This window comes from Thiomonas sp. X19 (genome assembly GCF_900089495.1).
In the GTDB taxonomy this organism is placed as follows: domain Bacteria; phylum Pseudomonadota; class Gammaproteobacteria; order Burkholderiales; family Burkholderiaceae_C; genus Thiomonas_A.
The window spans coordinates 4459253-4482031 of the sequence record NZ_LT605203.1 but is presented as its reverse complement, the minus strand read 5'-3'; the positions used below and the strand labels follow the sequence as shown (position 1 = coordinate 4482031).

18 protein-coding genes and 3 pseudogenes are annotated in these 22779 nt (G+C 65.8%); 11 read left to right on the top strand and 10 right to left on the bottom strand.

From position 1 onward, the window contains the following. Window positions 1–3: 3 nt before the first annotated feature. Entirely contained in the window at window positions 4–1062 is a 1059-nt protein-coding gene (gene argC / locus THIX_RS21985; RefSeq protein ID WP_112487903.1) for an N-acetyl-gamma-glutamyl-phosphate reductase, read from the top strand. A 90-nt stretch (window positions 1063–1152) separates the two neighbouring features. Then, complete coding sequence (gene erpA, locus THIX_RS21980) at window positions 1153–1536, top strand: iron-sulfur cluster insertion protein ErpA (protein ID WP_112487902.1); 384 nt, start codon at window positions 1153–1155, stop codon at window positions 1534–1536. A 99-nt stretch (window positions 1537–1635) separates the two neighbouring features. Here the strand turns inward: erpA and THIX_RS21975 are convergent, their stop codons facing one another. The 3 genes from THIX_RS21975 to THIX_RS21965 all read right to left on the bottom strand — a co-directional run bounded on the left by THIX_RS21975 (window position 1636) and on the right by THIX_RS21965 (window position 5877). After that, the gene (locus THIX_RS21975; protein ID WP_112487901.1) at window positions 1636–2805 is read right to left on the bottom strand and encodes an anhydro-N-acetylmuramic acid kinase; all 1170 of its coding nucleotides are present in this window, start codon (window positions 2803–2805) and stop codon (window positions 1636–1638) included. 82 nt (window positions 2806–2887) lie between these two features. Continuing rightward, window positions 2888–4345, bottom strand: coding sequence for a M23 family metallopeptidase (locus THIX_RS21970; RefSeq protein WP_112487900.1), 1458 nt, complete (start codon window positions 4343–4345; stop codon window positions 2888–2890). Between the two features lie 53 nt (window positions 4346–4398). Further along, a complete protein-coding gene (locus tag THIX_RS21965; RefSeq protein WP_112487899.1) occupies window positions 4399–5877 on the bottom strand; it encodes a M23 family metallopeptidase in 1479 nt (492 codons plus the stop codon). A 270-nt stretch (window positions 5878–6147) separates the two neighbouring features. Between THIX_RS21965 and tyrS the strand changes: the two genes are divergently transcribed. Further along, the gene (gene tyrS, locus THIX_RS21960) at window positions 6148–7455 is read left to right on the top strand and encodes a tyrosine--tRNA ligase (RefSeq protein ID WP_112487898.1); all 1308 of its coding nucleotides are present in this window, start codon (window positions 6148–6150) and stop codon (window positions 7453–7455) included. A 96-nt stretch (window positions 7456–7551) separates the two neighbouring features. On the opposite strand, the gene THIX_RS21955 is transcribed toward tyrS, so the two are convergent. The 4 genes from THIX_RS21955 to THIX_RS21940 form a co-directional block, all read right to left on the bottom strand. After that, window positions 7552–7797, bottom strand: a complete 246-nt coding sequence (locus THIX_RS21955; RefSeq protein WP_112487897.1) for a GlsB/YeaQ/YmgE family stress response membrane protein — start codon at window positions 7795–7797, stop codon at window positions 7552–7554. 96 nt (window positions 7798–7893) lie between these two features. Continuing rightward, entirely contained in the window at window positions 7894–9144 is a 1251-nt protein-coding gene (locus THIX_RS21950) for a M20 aminoacylase family protein (protein WP_112487896.1), read from the bottom strand. A 132-nt stretch (window positions 9145–9276) separates the two neighbouring features. After that, the gene (locus tag THIX_RS21945) at window positions 9277–9570 is read right to left on the bottom strand and encodes a cytochrome c (protein ID WP_233224681.1); all 294 of its coding nucleotides are present in this window, start codon (window positions 9568–9570) and stop codon (window positions 9277–9279) included. Window positions 9571–9581: 11 nt separating this feature from the next. Next, window positions 9582–10817, bottom strand: a complete 1236-nt coding sequence (locus THIX_RS21940; protein ID WP_112487894.1) for a molybdopterin-dependent oxidoreductase — start codon at window positions 10815–10817, stop codon at window positions 9582–9584. A gap of 246 nt (window positions 10818–11063) precedes the next feature. Between THIX_RS21940 and THIX_RS21935 the strand changes: the two genes are divergently transcribed. The 6 genes and pseudogenes from THIX_RS21935 (at window position 11064) to THIX_RS21910 (ending at window position 17906) form a co-directional block, all read left to right on the top strand. Then, window positions 11064–12380, top strand: a complete 1317-nt coding sequence (locus tag THIX_RS21935) for an IS1380 family transposase (protein WP_112487893.1) — start codon at window positions 11064–11066, stop codon at window positions 12378–12380. Window positions 12381–12499: 119 nt separating this feature from the next. Further along, window positions 12500–14044 (top strand): IS21 family transposase, encoded by a 1545-nt coding sequence (gene istA / locus THIX_RS21930; protein ID WP_112487892.1) that lies wholly within the window; start codon window positions 12500–12502, stop codon window positions 14042–14044. A gap of 12 nt (window positions 14045–14056) precedes the next feature. Beyond that, a pseudogene (locus THIX_RS21925) lies at window positions 14057–14560 on the top strand (ATP-binding protein); the annotation flags it as partial. Between the two features lie 134 nt (window positions 14561–14694). Continuing rightward, window positions 14695–15897 carry a tyrosine-type recombinase/integrase gene (locus THIX_RS21920; RefSeq protein ID WP_112488552.1) on the top strand — a complete coding sequence of 401 codons (1203 nt, stop codon included), beginning with the start codon at window positions 14695–14697 and terminating at the stop codon, window positions 15895–15897. Window positions 15898–15975: 78 nt separating this feature from the next. Then, the gene (locus tag THIX_RS21915) at window positions 15976–16884 is read left to right on the top strand and encodes a tyrosine-type recombinase/integrase (RefSeq protein WP_233224680.1); all 909 of its coding nucleotides are present in this window, start codon (window positions 15976–15978) and stop codon (window positions 16882–16884) included. Then, window positions 16884–17906, top strand: a complete 1023-nt coding sequence (locus THIX_RS21910) for a tyrosine-type recombinase/integrase (protein ID WP_112487890.1) — start codon at window positions 16884–16886, stop codon at window positions 17904–17906. The genes THIX_RS21915 and THIX_RS21910 overlap by 1 nt, the downstream gene beginning before the upstream one ends. A 78-nt stretch (window positions 17907–17984) precedes the next feature. On the opposite strand, the pseudogene THIX_RS21905 reads toward THIX_RS21910, so the two are convergent. Further along, window positions 17985–18170 (bottom strand): annotated as a pseudogene (locus THIX_RS21905) (ATP-binding protein); the annotation flags it as partial. 86 nt (window positions 18171–18256) lie between these two features. Here THIX_RS21905 and THIX_RS25035 point away from each other — a divergent pair. Together THIX_RS25035 and THIX_RS21895 are read left to right on the top strand one after the other, a co-directional pair. Beyond that, a complete protein-coding gene (locus THIX_RS25035) occupies window positions 18257–18640 on the top strand; it encodes a hypothetical protein (protein WP_371412929.1) in 384 nt (127 codons plus the stop codon). A gap of 17 nt (window positions 18641–18657) precedes the next feature. After that, window positions 18658–20730, top strand: coding sequence for a recombinase family protein (locus tag THIX_RS21895; protein ID WP_112486168.1), 2073 nt, complete (start codon window positions 18658–18660; stop codon window positions 20728–20730). A 31-nt stretch (window positions 20731–20761) separates the two neighbouring features. Here the strand turns inward: THIX_RS21895 and istB are convergent. Both istB and istA (THIX_RS21885) read right to left on the bottom strand, forming a co-directional pair. Continuing rightward, window positions 20762–21097, bottom strand: a pseudogene (gene istB, locus THIX_RS21890) (IS21-like element ISThsp19 family helper ATPase IstB); the annotation flags it as partial. Continuing rightward, the gene (istA, locus tag THIX_RS21885) at window positions 21084–22628 is read right to left on the bottom strand and encodes an IS21 family transposase (protein ID WP_112488551.1); all 1545 of its coding nucleotides are present in this window, start codon (window positions 22626–22628) and stop codon (window positions 21084–21086) included. The pseudogene istB and the gene istA (THIX_RS21885), both read right to left, overlap by 14 nt. Window positions 22629–22779: the final 151 nt, after the last annotated feature.

Here is a 22779-nt window from a genome sequence, read left to right as displayed (position 1 = left end):
GGGATGGGCGCGGTGCGGATCGGAATCGTTGGCGGCACGGGCTACACGGGTGTGGAATTGCTGCGCCTGCTGCTGCGCCACCCGCAAGCCGAGCTGCTCGCCATCACCTCGCGCAAGGAAGCCGGCCAGCCCGTGGCCGACATGTTCCCCAGCCTGCGCGGCCATACCGATCTGCGCTTTTCAACTCCCGACGAGGCACCGCTGGCGCAGTGCGACCTGGTGTTCTTCGCCACCCCGCACGGCGTGGCCATGAACCAGGCGCACAGCCTGCTGGGCGCCGGGGTGCGCATCATCGATCTGGCAGCCGACTTCCGCCTGCGTGACACCGCCGCGTTCGAACATTGGTACGGCATGCCGCACGCTTGCCCGGATTTGCTGGCCGAAGCCGTTTACGGCCTGCCCGAACTCAACCGCGATGCCATCCGCAAGGCGCGCATCGTCGCCAACCCGGGTTGCTACCCCACCACGGCGCAGATCGGCTTCGCCCCGCTGTTGCGCACGGCGGGGCTGGTGGACGGCGCGCACCTCATCGCCAATTGCGCGTCAGGCGTCTCGGGCGCTGGGCGCAAGGCGGAACTGGGCAACTTGTTCGCCGAGGCCGCCGACAATTTCAGGGCCTATGGGGTGAAGGGCCATCGCCACGGGCCGGAAATCAATCAGGAACTGCGCCGCATCGCCGGCCTGGCCGACGCCGACGCCAGCCTGAACTGCCTGTTCGTGCCGCACCTGGTGCCGATGATTCGCGGCATGCACAGCACCCTGTATGCGCGCCTCACGCCCGAAGGGCAAAAGCTCGATTTGCAGGATTTGTACACGCGCTTTTACGCGAACGAGCCCTTCGTCGACGTGCTCCCCGCAGGAAGCGCGCCAGATACCCGCAGCGTGCGTGGTGCCAATGTGTTGCGCCTGGCGGTGCACAAACCCACGCCCGACACCGCCATGCTGCTGGTGACGCAAGACAATCTCACCAAGGGCGCCTCGGGCCAGGCGGTGCAAAACATGAACCTGATGTTCGGCCTGGCCGAGACCACGGGGCTGGATGGACTCGCGCTTCTGCCCTGAAGCGCCCCGAGGCCTGCGGCGGGTTTTCACACCACCCACGCTGGCTCGGGCAGTCGCGGCCTAAAATAAGAACGTATCCAGGAGAAAACCATGAGCGCAGTCATGCAAGACAGCATTGCCCCTTCAACCGCTGCGGCCGAGATGCCCAGCCCGCTGCTGTTCACCGACAGCGCCGCGGCCAAGGTCAAGGAACTGATCGACGAGGAAGGCAACGCAGACCTCAAGCTGCGCGTGTTCGTGCAGGGCGGCGGCTGCTCCGGCTTCCAGTACGGCTTCACCTTCGACGAAGCGGTGAACGACGACGATCTGCAATTGGCCAAAAACGGCGTCACCCTGCTGATCGATGCGGTGAGCCTGCAATACCTCACCGGCGCCGAGATCGACTACAAGGAAGGTTTGGAAGGCGCGCAGTTCGTCATCAAGAACCCCAACGCGACCACCACCTGCGGTTGCGGCTCGTCGTTCTCGACCTGAGTCCAGAGTTTTTTCCTTGTGCGCTTTGTGCGCTGAAAAGCCGCCTTCGGGCGGCTTTTTCGTCGGCGCCGTGTTTGCGCTGCTGCGAAAGCTTGGCGCTCAGGCCGGGTAGATGGCGCCGAGAACCCGCAACCCGCGCGCGCCGGTGACCTCGGGCACATTACCCGGCAGCCCGGCCAAGGTTTGCGCAGCGAGCCAGGCGAAGGCCGCCGCTTCGACCTGCTGCGGCGGCAGGCCGCGTGTGGAAGACGCCAGCACGTCGACCCCAGGAAGCCGGGCGCGCAGCCGGCGCATGAGGTCGGCGTTGAAGGCGCCGCCGCCACACACCAGCAGGGTCTTGGCCGCAGGCAGATGACGGTGCAGGGCTTGCGCTGCGCTTTGCGCCGTGAGTTCGGCCAGCGTGGCCTGCACGTCGCGTGGCGCGGCGGCGTGCTCGGCCATGGGCGCGGCGTGCATGGCCTGCTCCAGCCATTGCAACTGGAAATGGTCGCGCCCGGTGCTTTTCGGTGGCGCGGCCTGGAAATGCGCGTCGGCCAGCAAGGCCTGCAGCAGGCCCGGCAACACCGCTCCGCCGGCTGCCCAGGTGCCGTTGGCGTCGTAGTCCAGGCCCAGGTGGCGCAGCGCCCAGGCGTCGAGCAGGGCGTTGGCGGGGCCGCTGTCGAAGCCGGTCGTGTGACCCTCGGTGTCGATCAAGGTGAGGTTGGCGATGCCGCCGAGATTGAGCACGGCCAGGGCTTCCTCCGGCTGCCAGAACACGGCACGGTGGAAGGCCGGCACCAAGGGCGCGCCCTGGCCACCTGCGGCCATGTCGCGGCTGCGAAAGTCGGCCACCACGGCGATGCCGCAGCGCTCGGCCAGCAGCGCCGGGGCGTTGATCTGCACGGTGTAGCCGCAGTCGGGCCGGTGGCGCACGGTCTGGCCGTGGGCGCCGATGGCGGCAATCTGCGCCGCCTGCAGGCCGGTGGCCTGCAGCAAGTCGGCCACCACCTCGGCATACAGCGTGCTGAGCTGGACGGCGGCAAGATGGGTGCGGTGGATTTCGTCCACGCCCGCTTGATTCAGCGCGGCAAGCTCGGTGCGCAAGGCCGCTGGGAAAGGGCGGTGAGCATGGCCGAGCACGCGCAGCGGCGACGCGGCGACCTGCGCGGCGTGTTGCGGAACGGGCACCGCCTGGGCGGCCGGGGCAGCCTCAACCTTGGGCAGTTGCAGCACCACGCCATCGACCCCGTCGAGCGAGGTACCCGACATCAGGCCAATGGTGAACTGCATGAGTTGCGTGAGCTGCGAGCCGCGGGCTGGGCCATGCAAGCGGCGTCCCTGGGGTGGTTGCGGGCGCTGCGGCCGAATGTGCTCAGTCGGCCTGCGTCGAGGGCACGAGTTTCGTGGCACTGGCCAGACGCGAGCCCGAGCCCGCCGCCTGCGCGAGCTGGGTGCTGAGCAAGGCGGTGGCGGCCATGAAGCTGGCGCGCTCGCCACTCGGCAAAGCCTGGCTGGGTGGCACGTATTGCGCCATTTTCAGGGGGTCGACCACCTGGCCCTTGACTTGGAATTCGAAGTGCAGATGCGCTCCGGTGGACCAGCCGGTGTTGCCCGATTTGGCGATGATCTGGCCGGCCGTGACCTGCTGGCCGGCGTGCACATCGAGCTTGCTGAGGTGGGCGTACACCGTCTCGAAACCACCGGGATGGTCGATTTTCACGATATTGCCGTAGCCCGTTTCCTGCCCCGCCTTGACCACGCGGCCGTCGGCCACCGTGCGCACCGGGGTGCCGACGGCGGCTTGAAAATCGACCCCTTCATGCAGCTGCATGCGCTTGACCACGGGGTCGAAACGCATGCCGAAGCGGGAGGTGATTTTCGCCCCTGGCATGGGCGAGGGGAGGAACACGCGGTTGAGGCTGTGGCCCTGCGGGGTGTAATAGGACGCCAGCCCGGGCGCGCCGCGCGGTGCGAACCACAGCGCCTGCACGCTCTTGCCGCGGCTGGTGATTTCGGCGGCGAGCACTCGACCGGTACGCACCGGACGGCCATCCACCGTGAGCATTTCGTAGACCACGGCGAAGCGGTCGCCGCGACGCAGATCGCGCTTGAGGTTGAGGCGGTCGGCAAAGATGCGTCCGAGCTGCGCCATCACGGTGGAAGGCAGGTCGGCGCTTTGCGCAGCGCTGGCCAGCGTGCCGCGTATTTCGCCTGCGGCCACGCGGGTCTGGGTCCGCAGGGCCAACGGCGTGAGGGTCTTGGACCAGCCGTCGGCTGAAGGCAACAGGGTCAGCCGCTGCCAAACGGCGTCGGCCGGGGCGGCCGAATCAGCCTGCACCCCTTTGGGGGACGCCTTGGTAGACGGCGCGTCTGCCGCTGTTCGTTGCGGCGGCGCCAAGGCTAGATTGCCCTGCAGTTGGCGAAGCTGCCCGGCGCTGTCGACCTGGGCTGAAATTTCGGCGCCGGTATTGCTCAGCACCAGGCTGCGCATCTGGCTGTCGGCGCTGAGTTGGCGCAAGGTGGCCGGGTCGGTCACGCCCAGGCGTTTGAGCAGGGTCTGCACCGTATCGCTGCGGTTGGCTTGGGTCGTGCGGTAGAGCACGACCGGCTGATCGTCCAGCGCCTGCGCCTGAGACGCGGCATCGGTCTGCAGGGCGATGGTCAGGGTGGTTTGCGGGCTGAGCGCCGGGTCGGGTGTGCCGGGAGCGATGGCGTAGGCAGCGATGCCGCTGCCCATCAGCGCCAGGCCCACGGCCAGCGCCACGCGCCGGGGATGGGCCTGCAAGACATCGCGCGCAGCGCGGCTGGATTGGGCGAGTTCCGCGCGCATGGCGTGCAAGCGAGCACGGAACGTCTGCGGGGACGGCAGGCGAGTCATCGGCTTCACCCCTGTTGCTGGCTGGTGCCGCGCGCGCCTGGCGTGCCCGAGGCATTCACGCTGGCCACCTCAGGCCCGGGAACCAGGGCCAGCATCTGCCGCGGTGTGGCGGTCTGGGCGAAGAATTCGGTGCGCAAGGCGGCGGGAACCGGCGTGCCCTTGGGCGAGTAATGCGCAATGGTCAGCGGATTGACCGGGGTGCCGTTGACGAAAAACTGGAAATAGAGGTGCGGCCCGGTGGACCAGCCGGTGTTGCCCGACAGCGCCACCACTTCGCCCTGCTTCACCTGCTCGCCCACATGCACCTCGAACTTGCTCAGATGCGAGTAGATGGTGGCGAACCCGTCGGGATGCACCACCTTCACATACTTGCCGTAGCCCGTACCCCAGCCGGCGTAGACCACGCGGCCGTCGGCAATGGTTTTCACCGGCGTGCCCACCGGAATGGCCAGGTCGATGCCCTTGTGGAATTCCGGCTTGTGGAAGATGGGGCTGATGCGCCAGCCGTAAGGCGAGGTCAGGCGGTCATACGGCAGTGGCGACAGCAGAAAAGCGCGCGCCAGACTGCCCCCCTTGGGGTTGTAGTAACCGGCGGCCTGCGGGCGACCGGGCGGGTTGAACCACACGGCGGAATGCACATGCCCCTGGTTGATGATTTCGGCCGAGACGATGCGCCCCACGCGCAGCACCTGCCCCTGGGCTTCATACACGCGGTAGGCCACGGTGAAGCGGTCGCCCGGGCGCAGGTCGCGCCGGAAGTTCACCTCTCCGGCGAACAGGTTCACCATTTGCGTGGCGACGGAATCGGGCATGTCGGCGGCGTCGGCCGCGGCGAAGAGGGTGCTCTGGACCATGCCGGTGGCCATGCGCAACTGCGCCTGCGCGGTGTGTTGCGTGACCTCGCTCTGGAAAACGCCGTCCGGCTGCGACACCAGCGTCAGCAGGCGCCAGGGCTGCTCCGCTGGCTGAGCCGGCGCCAAGTTTGCGCTGTGGGCAGCAGGGGATTGGCCCTTCGCCGTCAGCGCCTTGGCCACCTGCGGCAGACGCGCCTGCAAGCGCACCAGTTCGCCCAGGCTGTTCACCTGGGCCGTGACCACATGTCCCGGCTCTCCGAGCAGGGCGTGCAGTTCGGCATTGGCGGCAAGCTGGCGCAGCTGGGCCGGGTCCGTGACCTGCAGGCGGCGCAGCAGCGATTCCACGGTGTCGCCAGCCTGGACATAGGCCGTGGCGTAAACCGATTGGGGCTGGTCTTCGAGCGCCTGCGCCTGCGGCGTGAGGTCGAGCGACAGCGGCACGGTCAACGTGGTGGCGGGCGGCAACTGGGGCTGGGGGCCGTATTCGGCCAGGCCGAACGCGGTGGCGCTGGTCAGGAGCAGGACTGATCCCACGGCGGCGGTGACGCGTCCAGGGTGACCTTCGACCGCTTCACGCAGCTGAAGCACGCCAGCGCGTAGCTGGGCCGATGTTTTCGCGATAAAACTCATGCGCACTCCTTGAATGTCGAGTGGCGGAACAACCGGTCGGCATCAGCCAACCAGGGCGAAGGGGGTGGAGCGCACCGCGCCATGAAACGGCGGACGATGCCGGACGACTGCCGGTTCAAGCCGTTCTCCGCCGCAGCGGGTGGAGCAGGCCGCCAGATGCGGCTCCAATACACTGCAAGGCCTGCGCGATGTTGCGTGTGCTCACGAGAGCCAAGCTGCAGGGCGGCGCCGAGTTTAACAGCCGTTTCACGCGAAAATCCACATAAGTCCATGGCTGATTCCTTTGCTCACAAACCTGACGCCCCACAGGGCGCCTCCCCGTCCCGCCCCACCACTCGCGCATCTCTGGCGCCGCCTTTGAACCCGGCACAGGCCCAGGCGGTGCGACAAGCCCTGGCCGTGACCAAACGCGGCTGCGCCGAACTGCTGGTGGAAGCCGACTGGGTCGCCAAGCTCAATCGCAGCGCCGCCACCGGTCAGCCGCTGCGCATCAAGCTCGGTCTCGACCCCACGGCGCCGGACATCCACATCGGCCACACCGTCGTTCTCAACAAGCTTCGGCAGTTGCAAGATCTGGGCCATACGGTCATTTTTCTGATCGGCGATTTCACCTCGCGCATCGGCGACCCGTCCGGGCGCAACGCCACGCGCCCGCCGCTGACCATCGAGCAGATCAAGATCAACGCCGAAACCTATTACGCCCAGGCCAGCCTGGTGCTCGACCCCCAGAAAACCGAGGTTCGCTACAACTCCGAGTGGAGCGAACCGCTGGGAGCCGACGGCATGATTCGCCTCGCCGCCAAGTACACCCTGGCGCGGATGCTGGAACGCGACGACTTCACCCAGCGCCACAAGGCGGGCATACCCATCGCCATGCACGAACTGCTCTACCCATTGATGCAGGGTTACGACTCGGTCGCGCTCAAAAGTGATCTGGAACTCGGCGGCACCGACCAGAAGTTCAACCTGCTGGTCGGACGCGAGTTGCAAAAGGAATACGGCCAGGAGCCGCAATGCATCCTGACCATGCCGCTGCTGGAGGGGCTGGACGGCGTGGAGAAGATGTCCAAGTCAAAAGGGAATTACATCGGCATTCAGGAGCCGCCCGCGACCATGTTCGCCAAGCTGCTGTCCATCAGCGACGTGCTGATGTGGCGCTATTTCGAGCTGCTGTCGTTCCGGCCGTTGGAGGAGATCGCCGCGCTCGAGGCCGAGGTGGACGCCGGTCGTAACCCGAAAGACGCCAAGGTGATGCTCGCACGCGAGATCGTCGCCCGCTTCCACAGCGTCGCGGCTGCCGACGCCGCGCAGGCCGACTTCGAGTTGCGCGCCCGCGGCGGCGTGCCGGACGACATTCCCGAATTGCAGCTCAGCCTGCCCGCAGACGGCCTGAGCCTGCCAGCCGCGCTGAAACAGGCCGGGCTGGTGCCCTCCACCGCCGAGGCCCTGCGCATGATCGAGCAGCGCGGCGTGCGCGTGGACGGTGCCGTAGCCGAAGACCGCGCGCTGAAACTTGGTGCCGGCACCGTGGTGCTGCAGGTGGGCAAACGCAAATTTGCGCGGGTGACGCTGGGCTGAACAACACCGGGTAGCGAGCTGAGCAGCCTGCCAGCCTGCGGCAAGGTGAGACGTTTTTGGTCTGCGGGTGACGCGAACCGTCACCCGCAAGGGTGTTCAGGCGCGCTTGACCAGCCGGATCAGGAACAGCAGCACGATGGCACCCAAGGTGGCGACGATGAGGCTGGGGAGGATGCCGCCGCCGGGGAACAAGCCCAGCAGGCGGAAGAGAAAGCCGCCGAGGAAGGCGCCAACGACGCCGACCACCAAGTCGCCCAGGAGGCCAAAGCCGCTGCCTTTGGTGATTTTTCCTGCCAACCAGCCGGCGATGATGCCGATGATGAGAAAACCGATCAAGCTCATGGTGTTTCCTTTGGGTCAGGTGCAGCTTGCCGCAGGGAAATTCCCCGGACTGATTCGGCGCAGCCTAGAGGCTGTGGCAGTGAACCGCAAGCATGATCACAGCATCGTCCCCGCCACCTGGCTCAAGGCCCGTTCCGCCAGGCGGGCATAGAGCGCGGCGCCGAGCGGCAGCACCGCGTCGTTGAAATCGTAGCGCGGGGTGTGCAGGAAGCCGCCGGCCTCGCAGCCCTGGCCCAGCCGCAGGTAGGCGCCAGGCCGGGCCTGCAGCATGAAGGCGAAGTCTTCGGCGCCCATGCTGGGTGGCAGGTCGCGCACCACGGCGGCGTCGCCCACCAACTCGGCGGCCACTTCGGCGGCGTAATGCGCGACTTGCGGCGTGTTGATGGTGGCGGGGTAGATGCGTTCGTAGTGCAACTCGGCACTGGCGCCGAAGGCCTGCGCGACTGATTGCACGATGCGGCCGAGGCGCTTTTCCACCAGCGCCTGCACCTCGGCGCGAAAGGTGCGTACCGTGCCCACCAGAGTGACCTGGCGCGGAATCACGCTCATGGCGGACAGGTCGCCGCCCTGCATGGCGCAGATGCTGACCACGGCTTCGTCGAGCGGGTTGACGTTGCGGGCGACGATGCTCTGCACCGCGGTGATGATGTGGGCCGACACCAGCACCGGGTCGATGGTCATATAGGGGTGCGCGCCGTGCCCGCCTTCGGCGGTGACCTTGATGGTGATGCGGTCGGCCGCCGCCATCATCGGGCCGGGTGTGAGGCCAATGCGCCCGGGTGGCAAGGCCGGCCAGTTGTGCATGCTGAACACCCAGTCGGTCGGGAAGCGCTCGAACAGGCCGTCGTCCATCATCGCCTTGGCCCCACCCAGGCCCTCCTCGCCGGGCTGGAAGATGCAGTGCACGGTGCCGGCGAAGTTGCGCGTGGCGGCCAGGTAGCGGGCCGCGCCCAGCAGCATGGCGGTGTGGCCGTCGTGGCCGCAGGCGTGCATCACCCCACCCTTGCTGGAGCGCCAGGGAAAGTCGTTGTCTTCCTTGATGGGCAGGGCGTCCATGTCGGCCCGCAGGCCGACGGCGCGCACGCAGGACTCGGCGGCTGCGCCCTCGGGTACATCCGGGCAGGGTTTCGCGTCCAGGCGCCCCCGGATCACGCCGACCACTCCAGTGCGGCCGATGCCGGCGTGGACCTCGTCCGCGCCATAGCGGCTCAGTTCAGTCGCGACGAATTGCGCCGTGCGATGCTCCGCGAAACCGAGTTCAGGATGGGCATGCAGGTCACGTCGGACGCGCGTGAGCTCAGCGTGGTAGTTGCTGATGTGCTGGATGGGGCCGGTGAGATTCCACATGGCGAGTAAAAAAAAGGGCCGGTCCTCGACCGGCTCTTTTCATTGAAGCACTGTGCCCGCCTCACCGCAAACCCCGCTCGCCCATAGCTGCATTGGCGCAACAGGTTTGCTGCGTGAGCGGCGCGAAGCGGATCACTTCTTCCCGTACTGCGCCACCAGATAGGCGATGATGGCTTTCTGGTCCTCCTCCTTGATCGGGGCGCCCATGACTTTGACCATCTTGTTCATCGTGGCGGTCCAGCCCTTTTCATCGAGGAAGGGCGAATTCATCCGGATGTAGTCCAAGCTGTGGCACATCACGCAATTGGCGGCCACCAGGTCCTTGCCGGCGCCGGGGGCGAGTTGCACGCGCGATTCGTCGGCCGCGGCCGCGCCGAGGCAGGCCAGCAGCAGGCCGGGAACGGCAATCATGTGTCGGAGTTTCATCGCTTCATTCCTCAGGCAATGTGCAGGTCGACCTTCTGCACCACGTTGTGGTTGTAGCCGGCAGGGTTCCAGATCAGGCTGAAGGTCTGGGTGCTGCCGGCCGCGTTGGTGGCGCGCGCCATCACGCTGGCCGCCCCTTTTTTGCGCGGGGTGTAGGGATAGCTGAACTGGCGCCAGGAGTATTTGCCCAGGTCCTGCCCGAGCCGGGCGTCGCGCCAGCTGCGGCCGCCGTCTTCCGACACCTCCACCAGCACGATGCCGCGGCCGTCGTCCCACGCGATGCCCTTGAGCTCGTGCGTGCGTCCGGCGGCCAGCTTCGCCCCGGGCTGGATGTTGGTGAACAGGGAATTGACCACGATGCTGGTGATCGGGGTGTTGCTGCCGCCCGGGCTTTCCTGCGAGACGAAACGATCGATGGCCGGGAATTTGCCCAGCGGCACGCGGTAGGCCGGGTTCATCCAGAACCCGCTCCACGGTTTGGAGACGACCTGGATTTCATCGATCATCTTGACCCAGTAAGTTGCCGTCCAGCCCGGCACCACCAGGCGCAGCGGATAGCCGTTGTACACCGGCAGGGGCTGGCCGTTCATCTCCCAGGCCAGGATGGTGTTGTCGTCCAGCGCCTTCCATACCGGCAGGCTCTTGATGAAGTCCGGCGTCTTGTCCAGCGAGCCCTTGTCGGCGCCGTTCAAGGACACTTCGATGGCCTCCTTCTTCACTCCAGCCTTGGCCAGCACGTCCTTCAGGCGCACCCCCTTCCAGCGCGCATTGCCCATGGCGCCGTAACTCCATTCCACACCTGGCACATGGGGCTCGAAAAAGCCGCGCCGGTTGCCCGAACACAGGCACAGCGCGGCCAGTTCGACCTGTTCGAACTGGGTTTTCAAATCCTGCATGGAAAACTCCACCGGGGTATTCGCGGCATCCCCGCCAATCTTGAGTTTCCAGCTGTTCTCGTCCGGAGCCTGGGGTATGTCGGCCAGATGCCAGCGCACGAAAAAGGCATCATTCGGCGTCAGGGCCTCGTTGAAATACTCCACCGGCGTTTCATAATTGGCGGGCCGATAGGTGCGCTTGATCAGCGGCCTCTTGCCGGGCAAGGCGTGCAGAACGGATTCCGCCACGTCACCGCTCGGGAGCTGGGGGGTTGGGATATCGAACAGACCGGCCGCCTGGGCCCAGGCTGGTAGCGTCAGGCCGGCACCCGCCGCACCGGCCGCCTTGAGAAAATCTCGGCGTTGTTTCATCGCTTTCCTCGGGGTTTATTGATCACAGTGATTTAAGCCATCAGCAGAAAATACAAACCAGAGTATGCGGAAGCCCTTCCGGTGTATTTGGTTACCGATTGTCGAATACTGAAACAGTTGATCGGATTCCTGAATCCGTGAGCTCGGGCATGCGGAATTTTCATAAGTTGTTGATGCATAATGGTTTATTCGATAAAATGACCCCTTTGTCTTCTCACCCAGCGGGTGAACGTTCCGGGGTATGGCATGGGGTTTGGATTTCGCGTCAAGCAACTCGACTATGACCTGACGCCGGTGGCCGGTCTGGCCCTTGTCGGTCATCACCTCAAGCGCCTCGATCCTCTGTTCAAACGCCTGGATGCCCAGTGGCCTTGCCGCGGCGGACTGCCGCCCAGCACACTGATGCGCAGCTATGTTGGCTTGCTCGCGCAGAGCAAGAGCGACTTCGATGCCATCGAAGGCTTTCGAGGCGATCGTTTCTTCCAGGAGGCGCTGGGTCTGGTGGGTGTGCCGTCCTCGCCCACCCTGCGCCAGCGCCTGGATGCGCAGGCCGCCCTGTGGTTTGACTTCACCTCCCAGGCGATTGAAGCGCTGCTGCGCAAGAGCCAACCGGACTATGGTCTTTTGCCTTGCGGTCATGTGCCGCTGGACATCGACACCTTCGCGATGGACAACTCGGGCACAGCCAAGGATGGGGTGAGCCGCACCTACGCGGGGGTCGATGGCTACTGCCCGCTGGCGGCCTACCTGGGCACGCATGGGTTTTGCCTGGAGTTCGCCCTACGTCCGGGCGCGCAGCACTCGGCTTCGGAGACGACCTACAACCTCGAGACGGCCGTGCCCATGGCGCAGCGCCTGTCGACCGCAGGCCCCAAGGCGCCGATTCTCGTGCGCATGGATGCGGGGTTTTGCTCGGCCGCCTTGATGGCCGACATGCAGCGCTGCAACAGGCCAGGACTGCCCCGGGTCGATGTTCTGATCAAGTGGAATCCCCGCAAGACCGATCCTCTGGAGGTCTTGCGACGGCAGGAACTGGAAGGGGGTTTGTTGTGGCAGCATCCGCGCGCAGGCAAGCGCGTGGCGGTTTGGGAGGTGGCCGTGCAGGTCGAAGGCATCGCCCATCGCCTGCGCCGCATTGTGCGCATCACGGAGCGCACCGTCGATGCCCGTGGCCAGCAGTTTTTGGTCCCCGAGATCATCTTGGAGGGCTGGACGACAAGCTTGCCCAAGGCCATCAGCGCCGAGGCGATCATCGACCTGTACGCCGGGCACGCTACGCACGAGCAGTTCCATGCGGAATTCAAAACCGACATGGATCTGGAGCGACTGCCCTCGGGGAAGTTCGACACGAACGATCTTGTCTGCCAGCTTGCGGCCCTGACGATGAACGTGCTGCGCCTCATGGGGCAGCAAGGGCTGCTGGGGCCGCATGCACCGGTGCGCCATGCGGCCAGGCGACGGCGTCTGAAGACTGTGATCCAGGAACTTGTCATCCGCGCAGTGCGTATTTCAGCCCATCGTGGACGGCATTTCAGGCTGATCGTGGACGCGATTTCAGCGTGATCGTGGACGGCGTTTCAGACTGATCGTGGACGCTGTTTCAGCGTGATCGTGGACGATCGGGGGCGTGCAAGTGATCCCTTGACCGGGCCTAGGCTGGTCGCTTTTTTCGAGCGACGCCGATGCCCACAACAAGAATCACGATGCGCCAGATCCGAGAGGCATTACGCCTGCACCTGCAGGCTGGGTTGACCTACAGCGAGGTGGCCCGCGCGCTCAAGATGTCCAAGAGCGTGGTGGGCAAGTACGTGTCGCTGGCCCGCGTGGCCGGGGTGGACTGGGCAGTGGCCCAGACGCTGACCGACGCCGAACTGGAGGGGCGCCTGTTTCGCCCGCCGGTGCCGCGCGCCAGCTATCAGCTCACCCCCGATTTCGCCGCCATCCACCAAGAGATCAAGCGCCCTGGCGTGACGCTTCTGCTGCTGTGGGAGGAGTACGCCCAGGGCAATGCGCTGGCCTACAAGTACACGAGCTTTTGCATCAAGTACCGCGAGTGGGCCCAGAGCCTCAAGCGCTCGATGCGCCAGGTACATGTGGCCGGCGAGAAGCTGTTCGTCGACTACGCCGGGCAGACGGTGCCGATCATCGACGCGACCACCGGCGAGATCAGCGCCGCACAGATCTTCGTGGCCACGCTGGGGGCGTCGAGCTACACCTACGCCTGCGCCACGCCGCGCCAGACCACCGCCGACTGGATCGGCGCTCAGGTTCAGGCGCTGGAGTTCTTCGGCGGCGTGCCGCGGCTGATCGTGCCCGACCAGGCGCGCGCCCTGATCAAGCACCCCGACAACTACGACCCGCTGCCCAACCGCACCTACGAGGAGTTCGCCAACCATTACGGCTGCGCGCTGCTGGCCGCGCGCCCGGCACATCCGAGGGATAAGCCCAAGGTCGAGGGTGCGGTGTTGCTGGTGGAGCGCTGGATTCTGGCGCGGCTGCGCAACCGCCGCTTCTTCAGCCTGGTCGAACTCAATGCGGCGATCGCCGAACTCATTGCCGATCTGAACCTGCGCCCGTTCCAGAAGCTTCCCGGCTGCCGGCGCGAGGCCTTCCTGGCGCTCGACGCCCCCGCGCTCTCGCCGCTGCCGGCCACGCGCTATGCGATTGGCAGTTGGAAGCAGGCCAAGGTCAACGTCGACTATCACGTTGAGTTCGAGGGCCATTACTACAGCGTGCCGCACCGACTGGTCGGCGGCGCGGTCGAGATGCGCATGGGCGCCGGGCTGCTGGAGATCTTCCACGCCAACCAGCGCGTGGCCTGCCATGCCCTGGACACCCGCCGCGGCCACCACACCACCATCCCTGAGCACATGCCAGCGTCGCACCGCGCGCACCTGGAATGGACCCCGGCCAAGCTCATCGCCTGGGGGCGGCGCATCGGCGTGGCCGCCGCCGGCGTCGTGACCTGGCAGCTCGAGCACCGCCCGCATCCCGAGCAGGGCTACCGCGCCTGCCTGGGGCTGCAGCGCCTGGCGCGCGAGTACACGCCGGCGCGCCTGGAAGCCGCCTGCACCAGGGCGCTGGCGATCCGCTCGCCGACCTACCGCAGCGTGGCCTCGATCCTCAAGAGCGGGCTCGATCGCCAGCACGCCTCGCCCCCCACCGCGGCGTCCACCGCCTTGCCCGAGCACGAGAACGTGCGCGGCGCCGATTACTACCACCACTGACGGAGAGGAACGATGTTGAATGAACACACCCTGAACCAACTGCGCGAGCTGCGCCTGGACGGCATGGTCCACGCCTTGACGGACCAGGCCAGCAGCACGGCGGCGGCCGCGCTGGGCTTCGACGAGAGGCTCACGCTGCTCGTGCAGAGCGAGATCGCCTGGCGTGACGACCGCCGCATGCAGCGCCTGCTCAAGGCCGCCAAGCTCAAGGTCGGCGCCGCCTGCGTGGAGGACATCAACTGGCGTGCCAGCCGCGGCCTGGATCGCCATCTCATCGCCAACCTGGCCGGCGGCGACTGGTTGCGCCACGCGCAGAACCTGCTCATCACCGGCGCCACCGGTTGCGGCAAGACTTGGCTGGGCTGCGCCCTGGCGCATCAGGCCGCGCGCTCGGGCTTCGCGGTGCTGTACACGCGCGCCGCGCGCCTGTTCGACGAACTGCAGGTCGCCCACGGCGACGGCAGCTACGCGCGCCGCATGACGCAACTGGCCAAGCTCGACCTGCTGCTGATCGACTCATGTTGAGTCGTTGGTTATGTGAAGCTACGGGACGCGACGCATGTCCCGCCTCACCGACGGTGACGATGAACTCAACATAACCGTGGTGTAGGCCTACCTTGACCGTCCCTTTGACGGCCATGGAGGTCACCATGCTTGAGCAGATCTTCCCGAAGTACCACCGGCGCTATGTTGCGTCGCCGTTTGGCGATGAGTTGGAGTTGTTCGCGGGATGGTTGGCCGACACTGGCTACCGTCACGATGTGGTCCAGTGCCATGTCCGCAGGCTGCGACAGATTCTGGAACTGGGGGACGAACCTCTGGCTTCAATGTTGGCCCGCGCCGATTTGGATCGGGTCTTCGCTACCGCACCGGGCGGAGTATTGTTCGCCGCCACACGGCGTGCGTTCGCGCGATGTCTGGCAGATCAAGGCAGGTGGCGGCCGGAGACCGACGCCCGGCCGCATGCCCAGGTTCTCGATGCCTATCGTGACCACCTCAATGCCGTTCGCGGGTTGAGTCCACCGACGGTGGCGCAACACGTCTCGACGGTTGCGGCCTTCCTCGAAGAGACTCTGTCAGCCGGTTTGGATGTCAGCGATCTGACGCGAGAGCAGATCGAGCGCCACGTGGTCGCAACCGGCAAGCGCATCAGCCGCCAGAGCCTGCAGCAATGGGTCGCTCGCCTGCGCTCGTTTTTTCGGTTCTGTCACATGCGGGGCCTGTTGACCGTACGCCTGGATGCCATCGACTCGCCGCGCGTGTATCGCGGCGAATTACCGCCAAGAGCGATCCCGTGGGCGACCATGCAGGCACTGCTGCATTCAATCGACCGCAAGCAGTCAACGGGCTGGCGCGACTACACGATCCTATATTTGATGGCGCACTACGGCTTGCGTCCATGCGAAGTCGCCTCGCTTCGCATGGACGCCATCGACTGGCAAGCGAAGACTCTGCGTGTCGAGCAGCGCAAGACTCGATCGGTCTTGCTGCTGCCGCTGGCCGATAGGACCCTGGGCGTCATCAAGCGCTATCTGAAGGCCGGCAGAACCGGCAGCGCCCGGCCGGAGCTGTTTCTGCGGGCTCGCGGCCCCTCAGGCGCGATCAAGCACACCGCCGTGTGCAATCTCTACCAGACCCGTGCTGCGCGCAGTGGGCTGGCGTTGCAGGGAACCTCGGCGTACTGCTTGCGCCACAGCTTCGCGATGCGTCTGCTGCAACGAGGTGTTGGCATCAAGGCCATTGGCGACGTCCTCGGTCATCGCGGCCTGGAGAGCACATGCGTCTACCTTCGCCTGCAGTTGGACGCGCTGCGTGATGTGGCATTGCCTGTTCCACAGGCCCAAGCGGTGTAGGGGGCGGCCATGTCATCAACAACATCAAGCAATGCGTTTGGTCGGAGCATCGCCGACTATCTGGAACGCCAGAGGGCGTTGGGGCGGGCCTACGTCGCCGAAGAAAACATCCTGCATTCGCTGCGCGACTTTATCTGCGCAACCGGCGAACGCGATGTGACTCTCCACTTGTTCGAGCGATGGTGTGCATTGCATGAAGGCCTGACCGGCAATGTGCGCCGCAACCGGCAGCGCATCGCTCGCAACTGGTGCCTGTATCGCCAGCGCAGCGAGCCATCATGCTTTGTTCCCGATCCGAACCGGTTCCCGAGGCCGCATCCTCACAAGGCGCCCGTCATCATCGCCCCGGCGGCGGTCGGCCGCATGCTGGCCGCAGCGCAGGCGGTCAGGCCGACCCCGGACTCGGCGTTGCGACCGGACGTTCTGCGGCTGGCCACAGTGCTCTTGTACACAGCCGGACTGCGTCGCGGTGAGCTGCTTCGCCTTCAACTCGGCGACGTCAACGCATTGGACGCGGTGCTGCGTGTTCGGGAGTCCAAGTTCCACAAGTCCCGGTGGGTGCCGCTATCCAAGGATGCAGGGGCAGAGCTGCGCGTGTACCTCCTACGTCGCCAACATCAATGGGGCGAGTCAGCGCCGACGCAGCCCTTGCTGTGCCACGGCACACGGCATTGCCATGGCTACACGGGCACCGGCCTGAGCACCGGGTTGCAGGAATTGGTCGAGTCGGCGAACGTCCGAGGGTGGGATGGGCGGCGACCTCGCGTGCACGACTTCCGCCACAGCTTTGCTGTCCAGTGTCTGTTGCGCTGGTACCGCCAGGGTGCTGACGTGCAGTCGAACCTGCCCAAGCTCGCGATGTACATGGGCCACGTCTCGATCGTGTCTACGGCGTACTACCTGCGCTGGATACCCGAGCTCGCGCAGGCGGCCAGCGATCGCTTCGAGGCCGCCTTCGGCAGCTTGGTATCGGGCGGGGTGGCGTGATGGAAGCCTTCCACCAGAACAACCTCGGGCGAGCGCTCGTGCGCTTCTTCCAGGACTATCTGCCCAACCAGCGAGGGATAAGCACCCATACGATCCGAAGCTATCGCGACGCCATCGTGCTCTTCCTGAGGTTCGCCTCGCAGGACGCCGGACGCGGAGTCGAACGTCTGGAGATCAACGATCTCCGGTCCGAACGCGTCACTCAGTTCTTGTCCAGCCTGGAGGACCGCCGTGGTAACGGCATCGCCACGCGCAATGCCCGGCTCGCCGCCCTGCATACCCTGGCACGGTTCCTCGCCACCGAGCATCCGCAGCACATGGGCACACTGCAGGAGTTGCTGGCTGTGCCCTTCAAGCGCGGCGCCAAGACCGCGCCGATTGAGTATCTGGAGCATGATGAGGTTCGCGAATTGCTCAACGCGATTGATCGGTCGGATGATCGTGGACGGCGCGACTATGCACTGTTCGCGCTGATGTTCAACACCGGTGCACGCGTTCAGGAGATCCTTGACCTTAGGGCGCGTGACGTTCGTCTGGATGCCCCGGCGCAGGTACGATTGACTGGCAAGGGAAACAAGATCCGGGTGTGCCCAATCTGGGCGACCACCGCCAGCCTTTTACGTCCGCTGTGTACGGCACGCGAGGGGGACGCGAACGATCTTCCGCTGTTTATCAACCAACGCGGCCAACCGCTCACGCGATTCGGCGTTCGTTACCTCCTACAGCGCTACCTGACCGATGCAGCGTCCAAGTCCGCAACTCTGGCGGGCAAGTCGATTCATCCGCACTCGATCCGCCATACCACTGCGATTCATTTGCTCAAGGCTGGCGTCGACTTCGCCAGCATCAGCCAGTGGCTCGGGCACGCAAGCCTGAACACCACGATGGTGTATGCGCGCGCTGACTTGGACCTCAAGCGACAGGCGCTGCTTCAGGTGTTCCCAGACGCGCTGGCCCCGCCGAAGGCCGGCAACCTGGCGCTCGGCGGCGTCAACTTGGTGGATTGGCTTCGCCGGCTCTGACTGTTATGTGGAGTTCGCGGCGGTGCATGACCCTCCGAGGTTGGTCGCGGACTCCACATAACCAACGACTCAACATGAGTCGAGGATGACGAGGTCCATGCGCAGCAGGCTGGTGGCGATGCGCCCGGCCCTGCCTTGGGCCTTCTCCTGCTCCAGTGCGTTGACCAGATCGACCGTGGAGTAGAACCGCACCCGCTTGCCGTGCCGGGTGATGCCCGAGACGCCCATGGCCGTGGCCAGATGGGTCTTTCCAGTGCCAGGCGAAGCAGTCACATACTGCCCGCGAACAGCTCGTCGAGCTGGCTCGCATCAACTATCCGTTCCATCCCCGGACGGGTCATGAAGTTGAGGTGCTCGGCCGAGTCAGGCATGGAACCGAAGACTTCCTGATTGTCCGTCAGCCCGACGGCACGAGGGCGCATCTACCGCAGTGGATGACACTACCTGCGGCCGGCGATGTGCCCACGCACTGGCCTCCGCGGATGTTGCTGCGCTGCCTGCTTGCGCTGCGAGGCGAACTCGACGCAGTCCTATGTTCATCGACCATTTCCCAGGCACACGGAGGCGTCGATGAAGCCAACCCCGCCGCGAGCGATCCCGCTCGTGCAAGCCGACCTGTTCGACGCCGCAACGGCGCCAGCACCACTGACGCGATTGCAGCAGCGTCACGACGACCTCGTCGAACTGCTGAGCCAACTCCTGTGGCAGGTGGCAAGTCAGTCCGACGTCGTTGAACACATGGAGGATGACGATGAACAAGATCAACCCTGAGCACTTGGCGCGTGGCGCCTACGTGTACGTGCGCCAGTCCACAGCCGATCAGTTGCGCCACAACCATGAGAGTCGCCGGCGCCAATACGCCCTGGCCGATCGGGCACGCGCGCTCGGTTGGACCGAGGTCGTGGTCATCGACGACGACCTCGGTGTGTCCGCCGGCGGCGTCGCACGGCCAGGCTTTGAGCGACTGCTGGCGGCGATCTGCAGCGGCCAGGTCGGCGCCGTGGTGTCCATTGAGGCATCGCGCCTGGCACGCAACGGTCGCGACTGGCACACGCTGCTGGAATTCTGCGCACTGGTGGGCAGCCTCATCGTCGACGAAGACGGCATTTATGATCCACGCAGCGTCAACGACCGGTTGCTGCTGGGCATGAAGGGCACGATGTCGGAGATGGAGTTGTCCCTCCTTCGCCAACGATCCGTCGAAGCCCTCAAGCTCAAGGCGGCGCGGGGTGATCTGCACACGACGGTGGCGATCGGCTATGTGCGCAGCGAGGGCGACCGGATTGAACGCGACGCCGATCTGCGCATCCGCGAAGCGATCGCGGCCGTGTTCCGTCGATTCGCACAGGCCGGCAGCGTGCGCCAGGCGCTGCTGTGGTTCCGACAAGAGCGCATTGATCTGCCCTCGGCGGTCTACGAGAACGGCCGGCGCTGCGTGATCTGGCGTCTGCCGGTCTATAACGCGGTGCTCAAGATTCTCACCAATCCCGTCTATGCCGGCGCCTATGCGTTTGGCCGCACCGAGACACGCGTCCGGATCGAAGCCGGCCGCAAGCGCGTCGTGCACGGCCATCGTCGTGCCCAGGAGCACTGGCAGGTCTTGATCCAGGAGCACCACGAGGGGTACATTGATTGGCCGACCTATGAGCACAACCAGCGCGTGATCGCCGACAACACCAACATGCGCGGCAGCATGGCGCGCGGCGCACCCCGGCGCGGAGAGGCATTGCTGGCCGGGTTGCTGCGATGCGCGCACTGTGGTCGCAAGCTGCACGTCGCCTACAGCGGCAGCGACGGCACCATCGCCCGCTATCACTGCAAGGGGGCCGCGATCAATCATGGCGCGGTGCCTGGATGCATTTCTTTCGGCTCGCTGCGCGTGGACGAGGCCGTCTCCGGCGAAGTGCTGAGCGTGCTGCTGCCGCTTGGGGTGCAGGCCGCACTGCGTGCCATCGAGCACCATGCCAACGATGAGCACGCGACGCGGCGCCAGCTCGAACTCGCGTTGGAGCAGGCGCGCTTTGAGGCGGCGCGTGCGCAGCGGCAGTTCGACGCCGTTGACCCCGGCAATCGACTGGTGGCCGCCGAACTTGAGCGGCGCTGGAACGAGCGCCTCTCCGAGGTTACCCGGCGCGAGGCGGAGATCAAGACGCTGCAGACCGTGACCGAATGGAGCCTGACGCCACAGCAGCGCGACGACCTCATGGCCCTGGGCACCGACTTGCCGCGGGTGTGGTCCCATCCTTCGGCCAGCAACGCCGTGCGCAAGCGCATCCTGCGCTGCGTGATCAGGGAGATCGTGGCGCGCGTGGACGAGGCGCGCATCGAACTCGTCATGCATTGGCAGGGAGGCGACCACACCGAATTGAGCGTGGTGAAGAACCGCACGGGACAGCACCGCTGGACCACCGATGTTGGGGTCCAGGTTCTGATCGTGCAGCTCGCACGCCAGTTGGGTGACGCTGGCATCGCCTCGTTGCTGAATCGTCTCGGCCACCGGACTGGCAAAGGGCATACCTGGACGGAAATGCGGGTGCGTTCGTTCCGCGGCGACCACCACATTGCGGTCTACCAAAATGGAGAGCGCGAAGCGCGTGGTGAGTTGACTCTGGAGCAAGCCGCTGAAGCGCTCGGGACGAGCAAGATGACGGTGCTGCGCATGATCAGCGTCGCTACACTTCCCGCCACGCAGGCCTGCAAGGGCGCGCCTTGGGCCATCAAGGCCGCCGATTTACAGCGTCCCGAGGTCCGCGCATCGGTCTCATCGCCTGGCGTGCGTCCGCTCCCAGACGATCCTCGACAGATTTCTCTTGAACTTCAATAACGTGGTGAGGTGAGCATCATGTCGCGTGATCGGGCCCGCCCACCAGCACCACGTTGTGCGCCTCCTCAGTGAAGGCCGTGGTGGCCAGAGTCTCCACTAGCTTGCGGTCCACCGGCGAGACCTCGAAGTCAAAGCCCGCCATGTCGCGGTGCACCGGGAACTTCGCCGCGTGCATCTGGTGACTGACCGAGCGCATCGCACGATCGGTGCCTTCGGCCTGCAACAGATGCTCGATCAGCCAGCGTGAGGACTCGATGCCCACACCGCCTGCCTCGCCGCCGCCTTGCTCGACCAGATCGGCCCAGGCGCCGGCCATGCCGTGCAGGCGCAGCTGTTTGAGCTCGACCGTCACGTCACGCTGCGTCATGGCCGGCCCCCTCGGTGGTGTCGATGGCGACGTCCGCAGTGGCGGGCTCGGCGCCGCCCGTACGCAGGCTGTCATAGCGCGCTGTGTTGGCCCGCGGCGGTGTCGACGCCTGCAACGGCGTGGCCGCCGTCGGCGGCACCGGCACCGCGTTCAACCGCCCGAGCACATTGACCACATGCTCCACGCTGACTTTGCCCGGCGGCCCGGTCTCCAGTGCCAACTCCACCGCCACCAGCACCGCGTCCAGCCCGGCACTGAGCACGATGGCCAGCACCTGCGCCATCACACGGTCGCCGCCCGGGTTGCGCAGCCGCTGCAGAGGCTCGGGCATGTCGGCAAACGGCGCGCCGTTCCTCAGTGCGCCGGGCTTCCTCTGCAGCAGCGGGATGTAGTGCTGCCAGTCATACCGGGTCTCGCCAGCATTGCTCAGCCGGTCGTGGCGCGCCACGATCCTGTCGTCGGCCACGACCACCACGCTGGCCGGGTACAGCCGCGTGCTGACCAGCTTGCCGAACAGCTCGCACGGCACCGAGTAGCGGTTGCGCGCCACCGACACCAGACAGGTGCTGGAGACCCGCGCGGGTTTCTCGACGTAGCCATCGAACGGCACCGGCATGGGCATGAGGTGCGCGCGCTCGTGTTCGAGCATCTCGGCCACGCTGAACTGGGTGTGCTCGGGGTGGCGCACCTCGTCCCACAACGCGCGGCAGCGCTGGCCCAGCCAGGCGTTGAGTTCGCTGAAGCTGCCGAACTTGATCTTGGCCGCGCAGGTCCAGATGCGCCGACGGCTGTCCTGCACGTTCTTCTCCACCACCCCTTTCTCCCAGCCACTGGCCACGTTGCAGAAGTCCGGGTCGTACAGGTAGTGCGCGCACATGGTGGCAAAGCGCTCGTTGACGATGCGTCCCTTGCCTTTCTTGACCTTGTCAACGGCCGTCTTCATGTTGTCATAGATGCCCCGGCGCGCCACGCCGCCGAGCGCCGCGAACGACCGGGTGTGGGCATCGAACAGCATCTCGTGGCCCTGGCTGGGGTAGGCCACCAGCCAGAAGGCCCGACTGGCGCACAGCTTCATGTGGGAGACCTGCACCCGGTAGTAGATGCCGCCAATCACCATGCCTTCCTCGCTCCAGTCGAACTGGAAGGCTTCGCCCAGCTCGAAGGCCAGCGGCACAAAAGCGTTGACCGCAGACCCCTGGCCTTCGCCCTGGCGCCACGCCCGGATGAAGTCGGTCACCCGCGTGTAGCCACCCTCATAGCCCGCGCGCCTGATCTCGGCGTACAGCGCTTTGGCCGTGCGCCGCTCGTGTTTGGGCCGCCGCGCGTCGGCCTTCAACGCTTGCCTGAGCGCGTCGTGGAACGCCGTGAGCTTGTTGGGCTGCTCTCCGCGCCGGTACTTCGGTGGGCCGTCCACCTCGCCGTGCAACCACTTCGCAACCGTGTTGCGCGAGAGCCCTGTCATGCGCGCAATCTCGCGCTCCGATTTGTTCTTCCGGGCATGCAAATGCCGGATCCTGCCAATCATGTCCATGGTGATCACTCCTGGTCCTCTGCTGCTCAAAAAAGCAGCAGAGTAGGTCGTTCACCTGGCTCAGTTTTGGGTCGGCACTACCCTCATAAGTGGCTCAGTTTTCGGTCGGCGCCAACAGGCGACGCCCTTCGCGTGCGGCATCGTCGCGCTC

Coding starts and splice junctions, on each gene's coding strand:
- THIX_RS21950 (WP_112487896.1), bottom strand. CDS start 9,144: ATGTGGAATCTCACCGGCCCCATCCAGCACATCAGCAACTACCACGCT.
- istA (WP_112488551.1), bottom strand. CDS start 22,628: ATGGACATGATTGGCAGGATCCGGCATTTGCATGCCCGGAAGAACAAA.
- THIX_RS21975 (WP_112487901.1), bottom strand. CDS start 2,805: ATGCAGTTCACCATTGGCCTGATGTCGGGTACCTCGCTCGACGGGGTC.
- THIX_RS21955 (WP_112487897.1), bottom strand. CDS start 7,797: ATGAGCTTGATCGGTTTTCTCATCATCGGCATCATCGCCGGCTGGTTG.
- THIX_RS21965 (WP_112487899.1), bottom strand. CDS start 5,877: ATGAGTTTTATCGCGAAAACATCGGCCCAGCTACGCGCTGGCGTGCTT.
- THIX_RS21970 (WP_112487900.1), bottom strand. CDS start 4,345: ATGCGCGCGGAACTCGCCCAATCCAGCCGCGCTGCGCGCGATGTCTTG.
- THIX_RS21940 (WP_112487894.1), bottom strand. CDS start 10,817: ATGAAACAACGCCGAGATTTTCTCAAGGCGGCCGGTGCGGCGGGTGCC.
- THIX_RS21910 (WP_112487890.1), top strand. CDS start 16,884: ATGGAAGCCTTCCACCAGAACAACCTCGGGCGAGCGCTCGTGCGCTTC.
- istA (WP_112487892.1), top strand. CDS start 12,500: ATGCCCACAACAAGAATCACGATGCGCCAGATCCGAGAGGCATTACGC.
- argC (WP_112487903.1), top strand. CDS start 4: ATGGGCGCGGTGCGGATCGGAATCGTTGGCGGCACGGGCTACACGGGT.
- THIX_RS21935 (WP_112487893.1), top strand. CDS start 11,064: ATGGGGTTTGGATTTCGCGTCAAGCAACTCGACTATGACCTGACGCCG.
- erpA (WP_112487902.1), top strand. CDS start 1,153: ATGAGCGCAGTCATGCAAGACAGCATTGCCCCTTCAACCGCTGCGGCC.
- THIX_RS21920 (WP_112488552.1), top strand. CDS start 14,695: ATGCTTGAGCAGATCTTCCCGAAGTACCACCGGCGCTATGTTGCGTCG.
- THIX_RS21945 (WP_233224681.1), bottom strand. CDS start 9,570: ATGAAACTCCGACACATGATTGCCGTTCCCGGCCTGCTGCTGGCCTGC.
- tyrS (WP_112487898.1), top strand. CDS start 6,148: ATGGCTGATTCCTTTGCTCACAAACCTGACGCCCCACAGGGCGCCTCC.
- THIX_RS21895 (WP_112486168.1), top strand. CDS start 18,658: ATGAACAAGATCAACCCTGAGCACTTGGCGCGTGGCGCCTACGTGTAC.